General features: G+C 71.6%; 15 protein-coding genes. 6 read left to right on the top strand and 9 right to left on the bottom strand.

Features of this window, described 5'->3' with window-relative positions; all coding sequences use genetic code 11:
• Positions 1-22: 22 nt before the first annotated feature.
• On the bottom strand, positions 23-907 hold the full coding sequence (locus OG594_RS33005; protein WP_266606042.1) for a haloalkane dehalogenase: 885 nt from the start codon (positions 905-907) through the stop codon (positions 23-25).
• A 97-nt stretch (positions 908-1,004) separates the two neighbouring features.
• On the opposite strand from OG594_RS33005, the gene OG594_RS33000 reads away from it, so the two are divergent.
• Positions 1,005-1,490 (top strand): MarR family winged helix-turn-helix transcriptional regulator, encoded by a 486-nt coding sequence (locus tag OG594_RS33000; protein WP_266606040.1) that lies wholly within the window; start codon positions 1,005-1,007, stop codon positions 1,488-1,490.
• 70 nt (positions 1,491-1,560) lie between these two features.
• Positions 1,561-3,090: a UDP-N-acetylglucosamine 1-carboxyvinyltransferase gene (locus OG594_RS32995; protein WP_266606038.1), complete on the top strand. Its 1,530-nt coding sequence runs from the start codon at positions 1,561-1,563 to the stop codon at positions 3,088-3,090.
• Between the two features lie 101 nt (positions 3,091-3,191).
• Here OG594_RS32995 and hisS read toward each other — a convergent pair whose 3' ends face one another.
• Positions 3,192-4,517, bottom strand: coding sequence for a histidine--tRNA ligase (gene hisS / locus OG594_RS32990; RefSeq protein WP_266606036.1), 1,326 nt, complete (start codon positions 4,515-4,517; stop codon positions 3,192-3,194).
• A gap of 206 nt (positions 4,518-4,723) precedes the next feature.
• On the opposite strand from hisS, the gene OG594_RS32985 reads away from it, so the two are divergent.
• Positions 4,724-5,233 carry a hypothetical protein gene (locus tag OG594_RS32985; RefSeq protein ID WP_266606034.1) on the top strand — a complete coding sequence of 170 codons (510 nt, stop codon included), beginning with the start codon at positions 4,724-4,726 and terminating at the stop codon, positions 5,231-5,233.
• A 40-nt stretch (positions 5,234-5,273) separates the two neighbouring features.
• Here the strand turns inward: OG594_RS32985 and OG594_RS32980 are convergent, their stop codons facing one another.
• Together OG594_RS32980 and OG594_RS32975 are read right to left on the bottom strand one after the other, a co-directional pair.
• Complete coding sequence (locus OG594_RS32980) at positions 5,274-5,534, bottom strand: hypothetical protein (RefSeq protein WP_266606032.1); 261 nt, start codon at positions 5,532-5,534, stop codon at positions 5,274-5,276.
• Positions 5,535-5,717: 183 nt separating this feature from the next.
• Positions 5,718-6,554 (bottom strand): class II glutamine amidotransferase, encoded by an 837-nt coding sequence (locus OG594_RS32975; protein ID WP_266606030.1) that lies wholly within the window; start codon positions 6,552-6,554, stop codon positions 5,718-5,720.
• Positions 6,555-6,749: 195 nt separating this feature from the next.
• Here OG594_RS32975 and OG594_RS32970 point away from each other — a divergent pair, with 195 nt between their 5' ends.
• Together OG594_RS32970 and OG594_RS32965 are read left to right on the top strand one after the other, a co-directional pair.
• On the top strand, positions 6,750-8,183 hold the full coding sequence (locus OG594_RS32970; protein WP_266606028.1) for a cytochrome P450: 1,434 nt from the start codon (positions 6,750-6,752) through the stop codon (positions 8,181-8,183).
• 64 nt (positions 8,184-8,247) lie between these two features.
• Positions 8,248-8,757: an FBP domain-containing protein gene (locus OG594_RS32965; protein WP_266606671.1), complete on the top strand. Its 510-nt coding sequence runs from the start codon at positions 8,248-8,250 to the stop codon at positions 8,755-8,757.
• 31 nt (positions 8,758-8,788) lie between these two features.
• Here the strand turns inward: OG594_RS32965 and OG594_RS32960 are convergent, their stop codons facing one another.
• Positions 8,789-10,342 carry an MFS transporter gene (locus OG594_RS32960; protein ID WP_266606026.1) on the bottom strand — a complete coding sequence of 518 codons (1,554 nt, stop codon included), beginning with the start codon at positions 10,340-10,342 and terminating at the stop codon, positions 8,789-8,791.
• A gap of 83 nt (positions 10,343-10,425) precedes the next feature.
• Here OG594_RS32960 and OG594_RS32955 point away from each other — a divergent pair, with 83 nt between their 5' ends.
• Entirely contained in the window at positions 10,426-12,483 is a 2,058-nt protein-coding gene (locus OG594_RS32955; protein ID WP_266606024.1) for an alpha/beta fold hydrolase, read from the top strand.
• A 111-nt stretch (positions 12,484-12,594) separates the two neighbouring features.
• Here the strand turns inward: OG594_RS32955 and OG594_RS32950 are convergent, their stop codons facing one another.
• The 4 genes from OG594_RS32950 to OG594_RS32935 all read right to left on the bottom strand — a co-directional run bounded on the left by OG594_RS32950 (position 12,595) and on the right by OG594_RS32935 (position 16,848).
• The gene (locus tag OG594_RS32950; protein WP_266606670.1) at positions 12,595-13,530 is read right to left on the bottom strand and encodes an ABC transporter ATP-binding protein; all 936 of its coding nucleotides are present in this window, start codon (positions 13,528-13,530) and stop codon (positions 12,595-12,597) included.
• Between the two features lie 104 nt (positions 13,531-13,634).
• Entirely contained in the window at positions 13,635-14,696 is a 1,062-nt protein-coding gene (locus OG594_RS32945) for an ABC transporter ATP-binding protein (RefSeq protein WP_266606022.1), read from the bottom strand.
• Entirely contained in the window at positions 14,696-15,682 is a 987-nt protein-coding gene (locus tag OG594_RS32940; RefSeq protein ID WP_266606020.1) for an ABC transporter permease, read from the bottom strand. The genes OG594_RS32945 and OG594_RS32940 overlap by 1 nt, the downstream gene beginning before the upstream one ends.
• Positions 15,679-16,848 (bottom strand): ABC transporter permease, encoded by a 1,170-nt coding sequence (locus OG594_RS32935; protein WP_266606018.1) that lies wholly within the window; start codon positions 16,846-16,848, stop codon positions 15,679-15,681. The genes OG594_RS32940 and OG594_RS32935 overlap by 4 nt, the downstream gene beginning before the upstream one ends.
• Positions 16,849-16,868: the final 20 nt, after the last annotated feature.

Below are 16,868 nucleotides of genomic sequence, written 5' to 3'. Positions count from 1 at the left end.
GGCCCCGGGCTCGGCTCCGGGTTCAGCCCGCCGCGAGGCCGTGGCGGACGGCCCAGGAGTTGACGGCGGCGGCGATCTCCTCGGGCCGGTCCTCGGGGCAGAGGTGGGCGGCCGGGCCGCAGTACTCGGTCTCCAGCGCGGAGACGTTCTCCTCGCACCAGGCGACCGTCTCGGGGCCGACCATCAGGGCCGGTGAGCCGTCGAAGGTGAGCAGCAGCTTGGGCACGTCCGGGCTGTCGGCCAGCCAGGCGTCGTACGTCTCGACGACGGCGTGCACATCGGCCGGATCGCCGTCGATGGGCAGCGAGCGGGCCCACCGCAGCATGGGCAGCCGGCTCTCGCGGGTCGGGTAGGGGGCGGCGTAGACGGCGTGGTCCGCCTCGCCCATCGGGTTCAGCACCGTCTGCCGGATGCTGTCCTCGATGAAGACGTTCCGGTCCAGCACCATCTCCTCCCCCACGCCCGGGGTGCGGATCGCCTCGAACCGGGCCCGCGCGGCGGGCGGGTACTGCGCCCAGCTCAGCGGCCGCACGATCGTCTCCATGAAGGCGATGCCGCGGACCCGCCCGGGGTGGCGGGCGGCCCGGTCGAAGGCGAGCGCCCCGCCCCAGTCCTGACCGACCAACACCACCTCGTCGAGCCCGAGGGCGTCGAACCACGCGTCCAGGTAGCGGGCGTGGTCCTCGAAGCGGTACTCCCCGCCCGGCTTTCCGGAGCGGCCCATCCCGATGAGGTCCGGGGCCAGGACGCGGACCCCGGCCTCGATCCGGGGCAGGACGCCCCGCCAGAGGTGGGAGGAGGTCGGGTTGCCGTGCAGGAACACGAAGGGGACGCCGCCGGAGCGGGCGCGGTCGGCACCGAGGTCTTCGTAGTGCATCGTCGAGTCGAGTACGTCGATCGTGGGCATGGGAAGCCCCTTCCGCAATCGTTGGCCTGACTAACGTTGGTGGCGCGAACGAAATTATATCGTTAGTGCCACTAACGCAATGGGTAACATCGCCCCCATGACCACGGAAGAGAACGGACCCCTCGTCCCCGCACGGCTGCGCGAACTGCCCAGCCGCCTGCTGGGGCAGGCGTCCACCCACGCGCAGCGACTCGTGACCGAGGGACTGAGCGGGGCAGATGCCCACAAATGGCATTACGCGGCCCTGGTCGCCCTGGAGGAGTGCGGCCCGGCGAGCCAAGCCGCCCTCAGCGCCCGCACCGGCATCCACCGCAGCGACCTGGTCGCCGTCATCAACGAACTCGCCGCGCGCGCACTGGTGGAGCGGACCCCCGACCCCGAAGACCGCAGGCGCAACGTCATCACCCTCACGCCGCCCGGCCGGCGACACCTGCGCACACTGGAACAGATCCTCGCCACGGCCCAGGAGGAGCTACTGGCCCCGCTGTCCACCGGGGAGCGCGAACAGCTCACCCGCCTCCTGGGTCGCATCGTCGACCATCACGCGTACGGGGAACCCGCCATGGGACCTGATGGCCGGTAACTTCCACTCAATTCACCCATTTGCCGCACCCAACGCAAGGGTCATCTCATATCTGAGATAGCGTGCCCCCATGGCAGACGACTACCTCGTACGCATCGGCAAGCTCATCCGTGACGCCCGGCAGCACCGGGGCTGGACACAGAGTCAGCTCGCTGACGCCCTCGGCACCAGCCAGAGCGCAGTGAACCGGATCGAGCGCGGCAACCAGAACATCAGCCTTGAGATGATCGCCCGCATCGGCGAAGCGCTCGACAGCGAGATCGTCTCCCTGGGCTACGCCGGTCCGATGCACCTGCGCGTGGTGGGCGGCCGCCGACTGTCCGGCGCCATCGACGTCAAGACGAGCAAGAACGCGTGCGTCGCCCTGCTCTGCGCCTCGCTGCTCAACAAGGGCCGTACGGTGCTGAGGCGAGTGGCCCGCATCGAGGAGGTCTACCGCCTGCTGGAGGTCCTGAACTCCATCGGCGTGCGCACCCGCTGGATCAACGACGGCGTGGACCTGGAGCTGATCCCGCCGGCCCGCCTCGACATGGAGGCCATGGACGCGGACGCCGCCCGCCGGACCCGCTCCATCATCATGTTCCTGGGCCCGCTGTTGCACCGGATGGAGACCTTCCGGCTCCCCTACGCGGGCGGCTGCGACCTCGGCACCCGCACCATCGAGCCGCACATGATCGCCCTGCGCCGCTTCGGCCTGGACATCACCGCGACCGAGGGCATCTACCACGCGAAGGTCGTCCCCGGGATCTCCCCGGACCGCCCGATCGTGCTGACCGAGCGCGGGGACACCGTCACCGAGAACGCGCTGCTGGCCGCGGCCCGGCACGACGGCGTGACCGTCATCCGCAACGCCTCCTCCAACTACATGGTCCAGGACCTGTGCTTCTTCCTGGAGGCCCTGGGCGTCCGGGTCGACGGCGTCGGCACCACCACGCTCACCGTCCACGGCGTCCCGAGCATCGACGTGGACGTGGACTACTCCCCCTCCGAGGACCCGGTCGAGGCGATGAGCCTGCTCGCCGCCGCGGTCGTCACGGAGTCGGAACTCACCATCCGCCGGGTGCCGATCGAGTTCATGGAGATCGAGCTCGCGGTCCTGGAGGAGATGGGCCTGGACCACGACCGCTCGGCGGAGTACAACGCGGACAACGGCCGCACCCGCCTGGTCGACCTCACGGTCCGCCCCTCGAAGCTCGAAGCCCCGATCGACAAGATCCACCCCATGCCGTTCCCCGGGCTGAACATCGACAACGTGCCCTTCTTCGCGGCCATCGCCGCCGTGGCGCAGGGCCAGACCCTGATCCACGACTGGGTGTACGACAACCGGGCCATCTACCTGACGGACCTGAACCGCCTCGGCGGCCGCCTCCAGCTCCTCGACCCCCACCGCGTCCTGGTCGAGGGCCCCACGCGCTGGCGCGCGGCAGAAATGATGTGCCCGCCGGCCCTGCGCCCGGCGGTGGTCGTCCTCCTGGCGATGATGGCGGCCGAGGGCACCTCGGTGCTGCGCAACGTCTACGTGATCAACCGCGGCTACGAGGAACTGGCCGAACGCCTCAACTCGGTGGGCGCCCAGATCGAGATCTTCCGCGACATTTAAGTACGCCGGGGGGCAGGACGGGCTCCCGTCCCCCGGGCCGACGACGGTCTTGCGCGCTCGCGTTGCGCCCGCGAGCGCCCTCGCCGCCGACCGGCGTGCTCCTAGCGCGGAGGCGGAGACCAGTTCGTGGGGTCCGACGCCGTCTGCTCGCCCGTTGCCAGATTCTTCACCTCGTGCGCCGCCCCCTCCTCGAAGGGCGGGAACCAGACGAACGCAATGCCCTTCCGGGACGCGTAGCGGACCTGTTTGGCCACCTTGTCGGCCTGGTGGTAGAGCTCGACGTTCATCCCCCGCCCGCGCAGGCGCGCGGCCGCGGTCTCGGCTTCCTTCCATCGATCGGCCCGCGGGACGACCACGAGAACGTCACTGGGGCACTTCGCGCCGGTCTCCAGGAGCCCCTCCGCCAGGAGCTTGGCGAAGATGCGCGTCAGTCCGATCGACATTCCCACGCCCGGAAGGCTGCGCCGGATGAAGGATCCGGTCAGGTTCTCGTAGCGCCCGCCGGAGCAAATGCTGCCGTAGTTCGGCCAGTCGACGAACTTTCCTTCGTAGACCGTTCCCGTGTAGTAGTCGAGCCCACGCGCGATCGAGAGGTCGGCGACGACGCTGCCGGCCGGCAGGTCGTCCAGGGAATCCAGTACGTAGCTCAGCTCGTCGAGGCCTTCGGTGAGCAACTCGGACGTCACGCCCAGACCCTTGACGCCGTCCACGACGGCCGGGCCGCTGCCGCGCATCCGGGCGAGCGCGAGGCAGGAGTCGACGGTCCGTGCGGACAGGCCGACTTCGCCGGAGAGGATCCTCGCCACGCCCTCGGGACCGACCTTGTCCAGCTTGTCGACGGCACGGATCACGGCCAAGGGATCACCGATGCCGAGCCCCTCGTAGAAGCCCTGAAGGACCTTCCGGTTGTTGATGTCGAGCGTCCAGGCGGGCAGGTTCAGGCCGGTCATGACCTCGTGGATCAAGCGCGGCAGCTCGGCGTCGAAGTGCAGCGGCAGGTGGTCGACGTTGATCACGTCGATGTCACATTGGGTGAATTCACGGAATCGCCCGTCCTGAGCCCGCTCGCCGCGCCATACTCGCTGCATCTGATAGCGCTTGAACGGGAACACGAGCTCGTTGAAGTGCTGGGCCGTGTAGCGCGCGAACGGCACGGTCAGATCGAAGTGAAGGCCGATCCGGGAGTCACCGGCGTCATCACCATCTTCCTGCAACCTCCTGAGCGCATACACCTCGTTGGAGGTTTCGCCTTTGGCGGTGAGCACGGAAAGGGGCTCCACCGAGGGCGTCTCGATCGAGCAGAATCCATACCTCTCGAATCCCGACCGAATGAGATCGAGCCATTTCTGCTCCACCATGCGGACTTCGGGTAACCATTCGGGAAATCCGCTGACGGGAACAGGGCGGACCAGCGGGGACTCGGTCATCGGCGGCACTCTCTCTTCGCTCTGAGCGACCCAGCGTCCTACAGAGACCCGTGCGCCATCAACCGAGTTGAAGCGGTGTGCGACGGACTTCGGCGCGTCGAACCACTCGCATCTCCAATTCATCCCCCGCACACACTAGTAGCGAATTCAACTTTCTGGGTATCTTGAACGCCGCTCAACAAACACTCACGACCCAGGAGTTCGCGATGACCACCATGCCCCGCGGTAAGTCGATGAAGTTCAAGCAGGGCTGTAGAGGCGCCGTCGCCGTCATAGCCGCCGTTCTGGCGCTCGCCGCCTGCGACCCGGCCGCGCCGGCCACCACCCCGAGCACCAGCGCCGCCACCACCGCGAGTGCTAGCCCCAGCCCCTCCGCGGTGTCGGCCAGCCCGAGTCCGAGTGCCAGCGCGACCCCGACCGCCGACCCCACCACGGCGGCGCCGACGCCTGCGGCCCCGGCCGCCGAGCCCACCACCCAGGCGCCGGCGCCCACCAAGGCCGCCCCCGCCCCGCCGGCTCCCACCCGCACCCAGGCCCCCGCGCCGGCGCCCACCAAGGCGAGCACCGACTGCTATCCCCGCTCCAACGCCGGCAACTGCTACAAGGCCGGTCAGATCTGCCGGAAGGCCGATGTCGGCACGTCCGGCCGGGACGCCAACGGGCGCACGATCCACTGCCGCGACGACGACAGCGTCGGCCAGCGCTGGGGCTACTGACACCGCCCCCGGTGACCCTGCCGCCCGTCGCGCTGAGCGCTCACGGCCGCAGGCGTTCTCCCTGCGGATCGAAGCAGACGAGTCCGTGTTCACGGGCCAGCGCGGCGGCGTACTCCGATACTTCCTCAGCCTTGCCGTAGGACATGAGCAGGTACACGATCGGGCCCGATGCCTCGTCGATGACCGGCGGTGAGGCCCAGACGGCCTCCAGGTAGCGCTCGTAGAGCTCGTCATGGGTCGAGCCCGCTTGATGGTCGTCGCGCGGACGGTCCCCGTCCCACACTGCAAGGCCATAACTCACAGGCGGATCGTCGCAGGCAGCAGTTCCGCCGACGCCGGCGCCGACAGGCCGCTTCGGGAACCGGTCCGGCCGGCAACACGGCGGGTACGGCGGGGAGTACGACGCCGCCGAACCGTACGGCCGCACCCACCGGTGCCGTCCCGTCGCCGGTCCTCGGCGCCGTCGGCTGATCCGGCGCCAGGCCTACGCCGCCTGCGGGGTGAAGGGGTGGAGGGAGTCCCTCCCCGGCTCGACGATGCCGAAGGTGCTCTCCGGGACCTCGTTCCAGGCGCCGGGGAGGTCACCGAGGGGTTCGGAGACCACCAGGCGGGTATCGTCCGAGACTTCCTGGAGGAACTCCATGTCGGGGTGGAGCCTGCGCAGCGCGTCCACCCGGCTGCTGTAGAACAGCGTCCTCGACGCGCTCTGGCTGGAGTAGCGGAAGGCCCAGAGGCGTTCGCCGTCGCTGATGGCGAGGGTCATCTGGAGCGGGTACTCCACACCGTGCTCGCGGCCGACGCGTTCCACCACGCCCGCCATCTGGGCCACCGCGCCCGGCGGGTCCGCCTCCAGACCGAAGGTGAGGGCCAGGTGGAACATCACCTCGGAGTCCGTCGTCCCCTCCACATCGGGGTACAGCGCGGGGTCGACGAGCAGGGTGAGGTCCCGCCGCATCCGGTGGAACTCGGTGATGGCCCCGTTGTGCATGAACAGCCAGCGGCCGTGCCGGAACGGGTGACAGTTCGTCTGCTGCACCGCCGTGCCGGTCGATGCCCGGATGTGGGCGAAGAACAGCGGGGAGCGGACGTGGTCCGCGATCTCCCGCAGGTTCCGGTTGTTCCAGGCGGGACCGATGTCCCTGAAGGTCGCCGGGGTGGCCGTGGGCTCCTGCGTGTACCACCCGACGCCGAACCCGTCGCCGTTCGTCGTCTCCACGCCCATCCTGGAGTGCAGGCTCTGGTCGATCAGCGAGTGGGCCGGTTTGTAGAGGATGGTTTCGAGCAGCAGGGGTGTTCCCGAATACGCGAGCCATCGGCACATGACCATCACCTCGGGGTGCAACGCAGATAACCCCTCCATTGTGGCCGCGCCCCCTGCTGACCGCCACGCGGAACGGGCCGGGCCACCGGCGGCAAGGTGGCCATCCGGCCACTCTTCGGCCTGATGGGACGCCGTCCTGGCCAGGGGCGCGCGGGCGCGGCAGAATCGGGCTTCCGTAGGACGAAGGGGGCGGCCGTGGCCGTGGGAACGAACTCCGCAGCGGAGACGGGGAAGGCGGTGCCCGGGCTCGCCGGGGTGCCGTTGCTCGGGTCGCTGTTCGACCTGAAGTCCGACTCCCTCGGTACCTATCTGCGGGCCCAGCACCAACACGGTGACCTGGTACGCATCACGGCCGGTCCGCCCGGGATGCGCGCCGAGCTCTACTGCGTCTTCTCCCCCGCGGGCGCCCAGCAGGTGCTCGCCTCCGACGCGGCCCGCTTCCGCAAGGACAACCACTTCTACCAAGAGGTCCGGGAATCCTTCGGCAACGGGCTGCTGACCAGTCAGGACGAGGACTACCTGCGCCAGCGCCGGCTCGTGCAGCCGCTGTTCACCCGGCGCCGGGTGGACGGCTACGCCGGGGCGATCGCCGCCGAGACCGCGTCGGTCATCACCGCCTGGGGCGACGCCCCGGGCGGCATCGTGGACGTCTCCGACGAGATGGCGCACCTCGCCCTGCGCGCCGTCGCCCGCATCCTGTTCGGCACCGACGTCGAAGCCACCGCCCACGTCGTGGCCGAATGCTTCCCGGTCATCACCGACTACGTGCTGCGCCGCGGCTACTCCCCCGCCAACGTCCCGCGGCACTGGCCCACCCCCGGCAACCGGCGGGCGGCCGCCGCGATGGACGAGCTCTACGGGGTCTGCGACAGGATCATCGCGGAGCGCCGGCGCGCCGGGAACGGGGCCGGGACCGGGGCCGGGGCCGCGACCACGACCGGGGCCGGGGCTCCCGGCGAGGACCTGCTGACGCTGCTCGCCGCCGCCCGGAGTTCGGACGACGGGGAGTTCGACGCCGCCGAGCTGCGCGACCAGGTGCTGATCTTCCTGCTCGCCGGGCACGAGACGACCGCCACCTCCCTCTGCTTCGCCCTGCACCTGCTGGCCCGCCACCCCGAGCAGCAGGACCGGGCCCGCGAGGAGGTCTCCCGCGTCCTGGGCGGCCGTACCCCCGGCGCCGCCGACCTGGAGCGGCTCCCGTACCTCACCCAGGTCCTGAAAGAGGCCATGCGGCTGTACCCGGCCGCGCCGGTCATCGGGCGCAAGGCCGTCGCCACCACCCGGATCGGCGAGCACACCGTCCCCGCGGGCGCGGACGTGATCCTGGCGCCCTGGGTGACGCACCGCCACCCCGCCTACTGGCCGGACCCGGACCGCTTCGACCCCGAGCGCTTCACGCCCGAGGCGGAGGCGGGGCGGCCGCGCTACGCCTGGTTCCCGTTCGGCGGGGGCCCGCGCGCCTGCATCGGGCAGCACTTCTCGATGCTGGAGTCGGTGATCGCGCTGGCGATGATCCTGCGGGCCTACTCCTTCGAGGCCGTGGACACCGAGATCCCGGTCGGCGCCGGGATCACCCTGCGGACGAACGGCCCGGCGCGCTGCCGGATCCATCGCCTGGACACCCCGTAGGGGGTGCCTTGTCACGGAAATACGGGATGCGGGCAGGTCAGGGCAGGCAATAGTGTCGATGCCCGTGGAACCACTCACCGAGAAACAGATCCGCTCGTCCTTCGTGAACTGTACGAAGGGCGAGGCGGCGCGACTGCGCCTGCCGCTCGACTTCGCCGAACTGCCCTGGAAGGACCTGGACTTCCTGGGGTGGGTGGACCCGGGAGCGCCCCTGCGGGCCCATCTCGTGCTGCCCCGGGAAGACGCGGGCGGTCCGCTGGGGATCTCGCTGCGGGTGCCGGCCGTCGGCCGCACCAGTGTGGTGAAGTCCAGCCTGTGCCAGATCTGCCTGACGGGTCACGCCTCCTCCGGGGTCACCCTGCTCGCCGCGCCACTGGCGGGCGCCCGCGGCCGCGAGGGCAACACGGTCGGCACGTACATCTGCGCGGACCTCGCCTGCCCCCTGTACGTACGCGGCAAGCGCCAGCCGAAGCTGCGCGCCGGGCGGTACGAGGAGTCCCTGACGCTGGACGAGCGGCTCGCCCGCATGTCCGACAACCTCGACGCCTTCGCGGCCCGCGTCACCGCGGCGTAGGGAGGGGTAGCGCCACCGGGGCCCCCGTCCCTCAGGTCCGGTCGACCGCCGGCTTGTGGTTGCCCTGGAGGCGCGCGAGGTCCGAGGGGCGGACCTGGATGACGAACAGTGCGATCAGCGCTCCGACCAGGGTGAACAGGGAGGCCACGACGAAGGCCGCGCTGATGCCGGAGGTGAGGACCTGGTCGCCCCACGGTTTCGGGAGCTGCCCGGTGCGCTGGAAGAAGGCCTTCTGCACCGGGCCGGCGGTGCTGAGGAATTCCGGTATCTGCTGCTTGGCCTCGTTGCGGCTCGCCGTGCCGTAGACGGTCACCAGGATCGACAGGCCCAGCGAGCCGCCCACCTGCTGCATCGTGTTCAGCAGTCCGGACGCCGCTCCCGACTCCCGGTCGGTGACGTTGGACAGGGCCATCAGCGTCAGCGAGACGAACTGCAGGCCCATGCCGAGGGCGAAGAGCAGCATCGGGCCCAGGATGCTGCCGAGGTACGTCGAGTCGACGTCGGTCTGCGTCAGCCAGGCGAGTCCGGCCGCCGAGGACAGCGCGCCGGTGACCATGAAGGGCTTGGGGCCGAACTTCGGCAGCAGTTTCGCCGTGATCGCCGCACCCACGGCGATCACCGCGCTGACCGGCAGGAAGGCGAGGCCGGCCTGGATCGGGCTGAAGCCCAGCACGATCTGCACGAACAGGGTCAGGAAGAAGAACATGCCGAAGATCGCGCAGGCGAGCATGAGCATGATGCCGTAGGTCCCGGCCCGGTTGCGGTCGGCGAACATGTGCAGCGGGGTGATCGGCTGCGGCGAGCGCCGTTCGTTGAGGATGAAGAGGGTCAGCAGGACCACGGCGGCGCCGAAGGAGCCGAGGGTGATGGGGTCGCGCCAGCCCTCCTGGGATGCCCTGATGAAGCCGTAGACGAGCGAGACCATGCCCAGGGTGGACAGCAGCGCGCCCGCGAAGTCGAAGTGTCCCGGGTGGCGTTCGGACTCGTGCAGGACCTTCGTGGCCAGTACGGCGATCACGATGGCGATGGGGACGTTGACGAAGAGCACCCAGCGCCAGTCGAGCCATTCGACGAGGATGCCGCCCGCGAGGAGTCCGATCGCACCGCCGGCGGCCGAGACGCCCGCGAACACGCCGAAGGCCCGGTTGCGGGCCGGTCCTTCGCGGAAGGTGGTGGTGATCAGCGCGAGGGAGGTCGGGGAGGCGATGGCGCCACCGACGCCCTGGAGGGCGCGTGCGGCCATCAACTGGCCCTCGTTCTGGGCGAGTCCGCCCAGGAGCGAGGCCAGCCCGAAGAGCAGGACGCCGAAGATGAAGACCCGTTTGCGGCCGAGGATGTCGCCGGTGCGGCCGCCGAGGAGCAGGAGTCCGCCGAAGGCGAGGGTGTAGGCGTTGACGACCCAGGAAAGGCTCTCGGTCGAGAAGTCGAGAGCGGTCTGGATGTGCGGCAGCGCGATGTTCACGATCGTGATGTCGAGAACCACCATGAGTTGGCAGGAGGCGATGACGAACAGGGCGAGTCCGCTGCCGTTTCCCCGGACCTTGCCTTCGGTCCCGCTGTTGCTCGGCGATGCGTTCGGATCCACCTTTTCGACGCTAAGCCCGCGCCTCCGGGGTCACCACTCGAACAGCCTAGTGGCAGTGACATTTCACATGTCACACTACGATCATGGATGACTTCCTCAGGCTCTCCGCGAGCACGGCCCGCTTCACCCACGGCGCCCCGCGCGCCTTCGCCTTCGGGGACGACGGCCGGCTGCTCTGGTTCCTCCGGTCGACCGGCCCTACCGACGCCTTCGACTCGCTCTGGGTGCTCGACACCACCACCGGCGCCGAGACCCGGCTGGCCGATCCCCGCGCCCTGTGCCCCGAGCCCGGACCCCTCCCCGCGGCCGAGCGCCGACTGCGCGAGCGGACCCGGCTCGTCGCCGCCGGAATCGGCTCGTACGCCCTGTCCGGCGACGGCCTGCACGCCGCCTTCGCGCTGTACGGGCGGCTCTTCGAGGTCGCCGCGGGCGGCGCCGGAACCCCGAAGGAGATCCCGGCCGCCGGACCCGCGCTGGACCCGCGGCCGAACGCCGACGGCTCGCGCACCGCGTACGTCGCCGACGACGTCCTGTACGTGGCCCCGGGCGGCCGGATCAGCCCGGACGACGGGGCCCGCTGGGGCCTCGCCGAATTCGCCGCCGCCGAGGAGCTGGGCCGCCACCGGGGCCACTGGTGGTCCCCGGACGGCGTCACCCTGCTGGCCGCCCGCGTCGACGAATCCGCCCTCCAGCGGCGTTACTTCGCCGACCCGGCGCATCCGGAGCTGCCGGCCGAGGACTTCGCCTACCCCGAGGCGGGCGGGCCCAACGCCGACGTCCAGCTGTGGGTGCTCGGCGACGGCGGGACCCGGATACGGCTCGACTGGGACGCCGACGCCTACCCGTACGTCTCCGACGCGGGCTGGGAGTCCGCCGACGAGATCCTGCTGACCGTCCAGGACCGGCTCCAGAGTTGCGTCCTGCTGCTCTCCGCCGACCCGGCCACCGGCCGCACCCGGGAGCTGTCCCGCACCACGCACCCGCAGTGGGTGGACCCGCTGGTCCCCGGCACCCCGGCCCGCCTCGCCGACGGGCGGATGCTGACCTGCGCCGACACCCCGGGCGGGGCCGCGCGCGCCCTCGCGGTGGACGGCGCACTCCTCACCGGGGACGGGGTCCAGGTCCGCGCCGTGGCCGGGGTCCACGCGGGCCTGCTGCTGATCGAGGCGGGCCTGCGCGACCCGTCCGAGCAGCAGGTGCTGCTGTTGGACCCGGCCACCGGGGAGCTGACCCCGGTCGCCGACGGGCCCGGCGTGCACACCGTGTCCGCGTCCGCCGGGACCCTGCTGCTGACCTGCGCCGACGCCGACGGCGTACGGCGCACGGTACGCACCCCCGACGGGCGGGAGTTCACCCCCGCCGACCTGTCCGAGCCCCTGCCCTACCGGGTGGACGCGGTCCTGGAGCGGGTCACCGAGCACGGCATCCCCACCGCCCTCGTACTGCCCCGCGACCACGTCCCCGGCCGGCGGCTGCCCGTCCTGGTCGACGGCTACGGGGGTCCCGGCATGCAGGACGTCACCGCCGACCAGCGCCGCCGCCAGCACCGCCAGTGGTGGGCCGACCAGGGCTTCGCGGTGGTCACCATCGACAACCGCGGGACCCCGTACGTCTCCCCCGCCTACACGCACGCCATGTACCGCGGCTTCTCCGACGTCACCCTCGACGACCAGGTCGCGGCGCTCCACGCGCTCGCCGCCCGGCACGGCGACCTCGACCTCGGCCGGGTCGGGGTGCGCGGCTGGTCGTACGGCGGCTACCTCTCCGCCATGGCGGTGCTGCGCCGCCCGGACGTCTTCCACGCGGCGGCCGCCGGGGCGGCGCCGACCGACTTCCGGCACTACGACACGGCGTACACCGAGCGGTACCTGGGCCTCCCGCAGGACCACCCGGAGGTGTACGAGCGGGACTCCCTCATCCCGGACGCCCCGCAGCTGTCCCGCCCGCTGCTGCTGATCACGGGCCTGGCCGACGACAACGTCCACCCGTCCCACACCCTGCGGCTGTCCCGGGCGCTGACGGAGGCGGGCCGCCCGCACCAGCTGCTGGCCCTCCCCGGCGTCACCCACATGACCCCGGGCGGCACCCGGGAGAAGCTGATGGCGCTGGAGCTGGAGTTCTTCCGCCGGGAACTGGCCTGAGCCCGGCCCCCTGCGCCCCGCCGGCCCCGCCGCCGGCGGGGTCCGCACCGTACGGCGGTGCCCCGGGGACGCCTTTGTCTCCGGGGCACCGCCGCTTCCCGTGGGTCCCCGTCAGTCACCAGGGAAGTGGCAGGCCACCTCGCGGGAGGCGGCGGGTCGCAGCAGCGGGCGCTCGGTGCGGCAGATCTGCTGCGCCTTGGGGCAGCGCGGGTGGAAGGTGCAGCCGGGGGGTGGAGCGGCCGGGCTCGGCGGGTCGCCGAGCAGCACGATCCGCTCCCGCCGCCGCTCCGCTGCCGGGTCGGGCAGCGGTACGGCGGACAGCAGCGCCCGGGTGTACGGGTGCTGCGGGTCCTCGTAGAGGGACTTCTTGTCCCCGATCTCGACGATCCGGCCGAGGTACATGACGGCGACCCGGTCGCTGACCCGTTTGACCACCGACAGGTCGTGCGCGATGAACACGTAGGCGAGACCGAGTTCCGCGCGCAGCCGTTCCATCAGGTTGACGATCTGGGCCTGGACGGAGACGTCCAGCGCCGAGACCGGCTCGTCGGCGACGATCAGCCGGGGGCTGGTGGACAGTGCGCGGGCGATGCCGATGCGCTGGGCCTGGCCGCCGGAGAACTCGTGCGGGTAGCGGTCGATGTGCTCGGGGATCAGGCCGACGAGCTCCATCAGTTCGGCGGCGCGGCGGCGGGCGTCCCCCGCGCTCCAGCCCTGCACCAGCAGCGGGTCCGAGATGATCCGGGCCACGGTCTGGCGGGGGTTGAGGGAGGAGTGCGGGTCCTGGAAGACCATCTGGACGTGCTTGCGCAGCGGGCGCATCGCGGACGGGGAGAGGCGGCTGATGTCCTTGCCCTCGAAGGCCACCCGGCCCGAGGTGGGCTCCAGCAGGCGCACCAGCATCCGGCCGGTGGTGGACTTCCCGCAGCCCGACTCGCCGACCAGGCCGAGGGTCCGGCCGGCCGCCAGGTCGAACGACACCCCGTCCACGGCGCGCACGGGCGCCCCCCGGCGCCCGGTCACGGATCGTCGGCCGGGGAAGGTCATGGTGAGGTCCTGTACGGACAGCAGCGGCGCGACCGGGTCGGGCCGTGCGGCGGCCCCGGCTACGGCCTTGGCTGCGGCGTTCGCGGAAGGATCGGCTCCGACGGTCATCGGGACACCCCCGGGGCGGTCGAAGGGGACACGGGCGCGGAGCCGCCCGGTGGGGTCGCGGCGGATCCCGCGAAATGGCACGCGGCCAGCCGCCCCGACGCACCGTACGGGGCGGGTTCGGGCCGCTCGCCCGAGCAGCGCGCCCTCCGGTCGTCCGGACCGGCGGCGGCCACGGGGCAGCGCGGGGCGAAGGCGCAGCCGGGGGCGGGCGCGAGCAGGGAGGGCGGGGAGCCGGGGATGAAGGGCAGGGGGACGTCGTCGGCGGTGTCGAGGCGGGGCAGCGAGTCGAGCAGGCCCCGGGTGTAGGGGTGGGCGGGGTCGGCGAACAGCTCGTCCACGGGGGCCTGTTCGGCGGCCCGGCCGCCATACATGACGAGCACCTCGTGGGCGACGCGGGCGACGACGCCCAGGTCGTGGGTGATCATCACGACGCCGAGTCCGCGGTCCTGCTGGAGCCGGGCGATCAGTTCCAGGATCTGCGCCTGCACGGTGACGTCCAGGGCGGTGGTCGGCTCGTCGGCGATCAGCAGGTCGGGTTCGCAGGCCAGGGCCATGGCGATCATGGCGCGTTGGCGCATGCCGCCGGAGAACTGGTGCGGGTACTCCCCGGCACGGCGGGCCGGTTCCGGGATCCCGACCTCGCCGAGCATGTCGACGGCGCGCCTGCGGGCGGCGGCCCGGCGGGCCTTGAAGTGCACGCGGTAGTGCTCGGCGATCTGCTCGCCGACCGTGTAGTAGGGGTGCAGGCTGGAGAGCGGGTCCTGGAAGATCATGGCTATCCGGCGACCGCGGACCGTGGACAGTTCCCGTTCCGGGAGCCCGGTCAGCTCGCGTCCGGCGAGGGCGACGGATCCGCCGACCTCGACCGGGCCGCGGTGCAGGCCCATGACGGCGAGCGAGGTGACGGACTTGCCGGAGCCGGACTCGCCGACGATGCCGAGGGTGCGTCCGGCCTCGACGGTGAAGCCGATCGAGTCGACGGCCCGCACGGTCCCGCGCCCGGTGGTGAAGGTGACGCTCAGGTCGCGTACGTCGAGGAGCGGAGCGGCCTCGGCCATCAGTACCTCACTCTCGGGTCGATGACGGCGTACAGGAGGTCGACGACGAGGTTGGCGACGACGATGAAGAAGGCGGCGAGCAGGGTGACGCCGAGGACCACGGGCTGGTCGGAGTTGACCAGGGCTCCGTAGAACAGCCGCCCGATGCCGGGGAGTCCGAAGATGGACTCGGTGATGACGGCTCCGGCGAGGAGTCCGCCGAGGTCCATGCCGAAGATGGTGAGGATCGGGGTCATGCCGGAGCGCAGCCCGTGTTTGACGACGACCGTGCGCTCGGGCATGCCCTTGGCGCGGGCGGTGCGGATGTACGGCTCGGCCATCGCCTCGATCATCGAGCCCCGGCTCTGGCGGGCGTACATGGCGGCGTAGAGCAGGGCGAGCGCGATCCAGGGCAGCAGCAGGTTCGAGGCCCAGGCGAGCGGGTCGTCGGTGAAGGCCTGGTAGGTCGGGTAGGGCAGGAGGCCGGCGACGCGGATGACCCCGTAGATGAGCATCACGGAGGTGAAGTAGACGGGGAGCGAGGCGGCGGCGACGGCACCGACCATCAGGGCCTTGTCGGTGGCGGTGTCCTTGCGCAGGGCGGCGGTGACCCCGGCGCCGAGGCCGAGGAGCAGCCACAGCGCGGCGGCGCCGACGGCGAGGGAGGCGGAGACCGGGAGCCGGTCCATCAGCAGGTCCCAGACGGGCAGCGAGTTCTCGTAGCTGTAGCCGAGGCAGGGGAAGTCGCAGGCGACGGCGTACTGGCCGGTGCCCAGGGTCCGACCGGTGAAGATGCCGGTGAGGAAGTCGGCGAACTGCCGCCACAGGGGCTGGTCGAGGCCCAGGTACGCGCGTACGTCGGCCAGGCGTTCGGCGCTGCAGGTCTTGCCGCAGGCGGCCGCGGCCGGGTCGGCGGGCAGGACGTAGAAGATGAGGAAGGTGACGGCAGCGATGGCGAGGAGCACGCCGGCGAGGGCGAGCAGCCGGCGGCCGAGGTAGAGGATCAACTGCGGCCGCCCCTCGGGTCGAGGATGTCGCGCAGGGCGTCGCCGAGCAGGGTGAAGGCGAGCACGGCGAGGAAGAGGAAGACGCTGGGGATGACGAAGTACATGGGGTCGGTCTCGTAGTAGGCCACGGACTCGGCGATCATCTGGCCCCAGGAGGGGGTGGGCGGGCGGACGCCGACGCCGAGGTAGCTGAGGGCGGCCTCGGTGCTGATCATTCCGGGGATCAGCAGGGTGGTGTAGGCGATGACGGGGCCCGAGACGCCCGGGAGGATGTCGCGGGTCAGGATCCGCCAGGGGCCGGAGCCGCCCACGCGGGCGGCGTCGACGTACTCGCGGTGTTTGAGGGAGAGGGTCTGGCCGCGCACCACGCGGGCGACGCCGGGCCAGCCGAAGACCCCGATGACGGTGGTCATCAAGGCGATCCGGTTGACGTCCTTGGCCACGGACAGCATCGCGATCATGAAGATCAGCGAGGGGAAGGACATGGTCAGGTCCATGAGCCGGGACAGGATCGTGTCGGTGCGGCCGCCGAAGTAGCCGGCGGCGATCCCGGCGGCGGTGCCGGCGACGACCACGATGGCGGTGGCGGCGAAGGCGATCAGGAGGGAGACCTGCGCGCCGTGGATCACGCGGGCGAACAGGTCGCGGCCGGTGACGGGTTCGACTCCGAGCCAGTGCTCGGGGCTGATCCCGCCGAGGGTGCCGAGTGGCTGGCCGCCGAGGTAGGGGTCGACGGCGGTCTTGTCGAACTCGTGCGGGGACCAGCCCCCGAGGGCGCCCAGCCAGGGGGCGGTCACGGCCATGAGGACGAAGAGGAGGACGACGCAGAGGCTGACGCGAACGGCGGGGCGGCGGCGGAGTTCCCGCCGGGCGAGCTGCCAGGGGCTGCTGCCGGGCGCTGCCGCGGGCCGGGCCGTGGCGGTATCGGGAACCGGGGCACTGCCGGAGGGCGGGGTGCTGCCCGAGGGCGGGGTGCTGCCCGAGGGCGGGGTGCTGCCCGAGGGCGGGGTGCTGGCCGGGGCCGTGCCGGGGGCTGGGGCCGTGCCGGGGGCTGGTGCGCTGGCAGGGGCTGGTGCGCTGCCGGGGGCGCGGGCGGCGCCTGGGGCCGGGGGGCCGTCGGGGCCCAGGGGTGTCCGGTCGTCCGGGACCGGTGCTGTGGTGGTCATGGCTGCGGGGATCCTTCGGG

The sequence above is a fragment of the Streptomyces sp. NBC_01214 genome (genome assembly GCF_026340975.1).
Taxonomy (GTDB): domain Bacteria; phylum Actinomycetota; class Actinomycetes; order Streptomycetales; family Streptomycetaceae; genus Streptomyces.
Note: the sequence above shows the minus strand (reverse complement) of the source record. Positions and strands in the feature narration are given on the sequence as shown.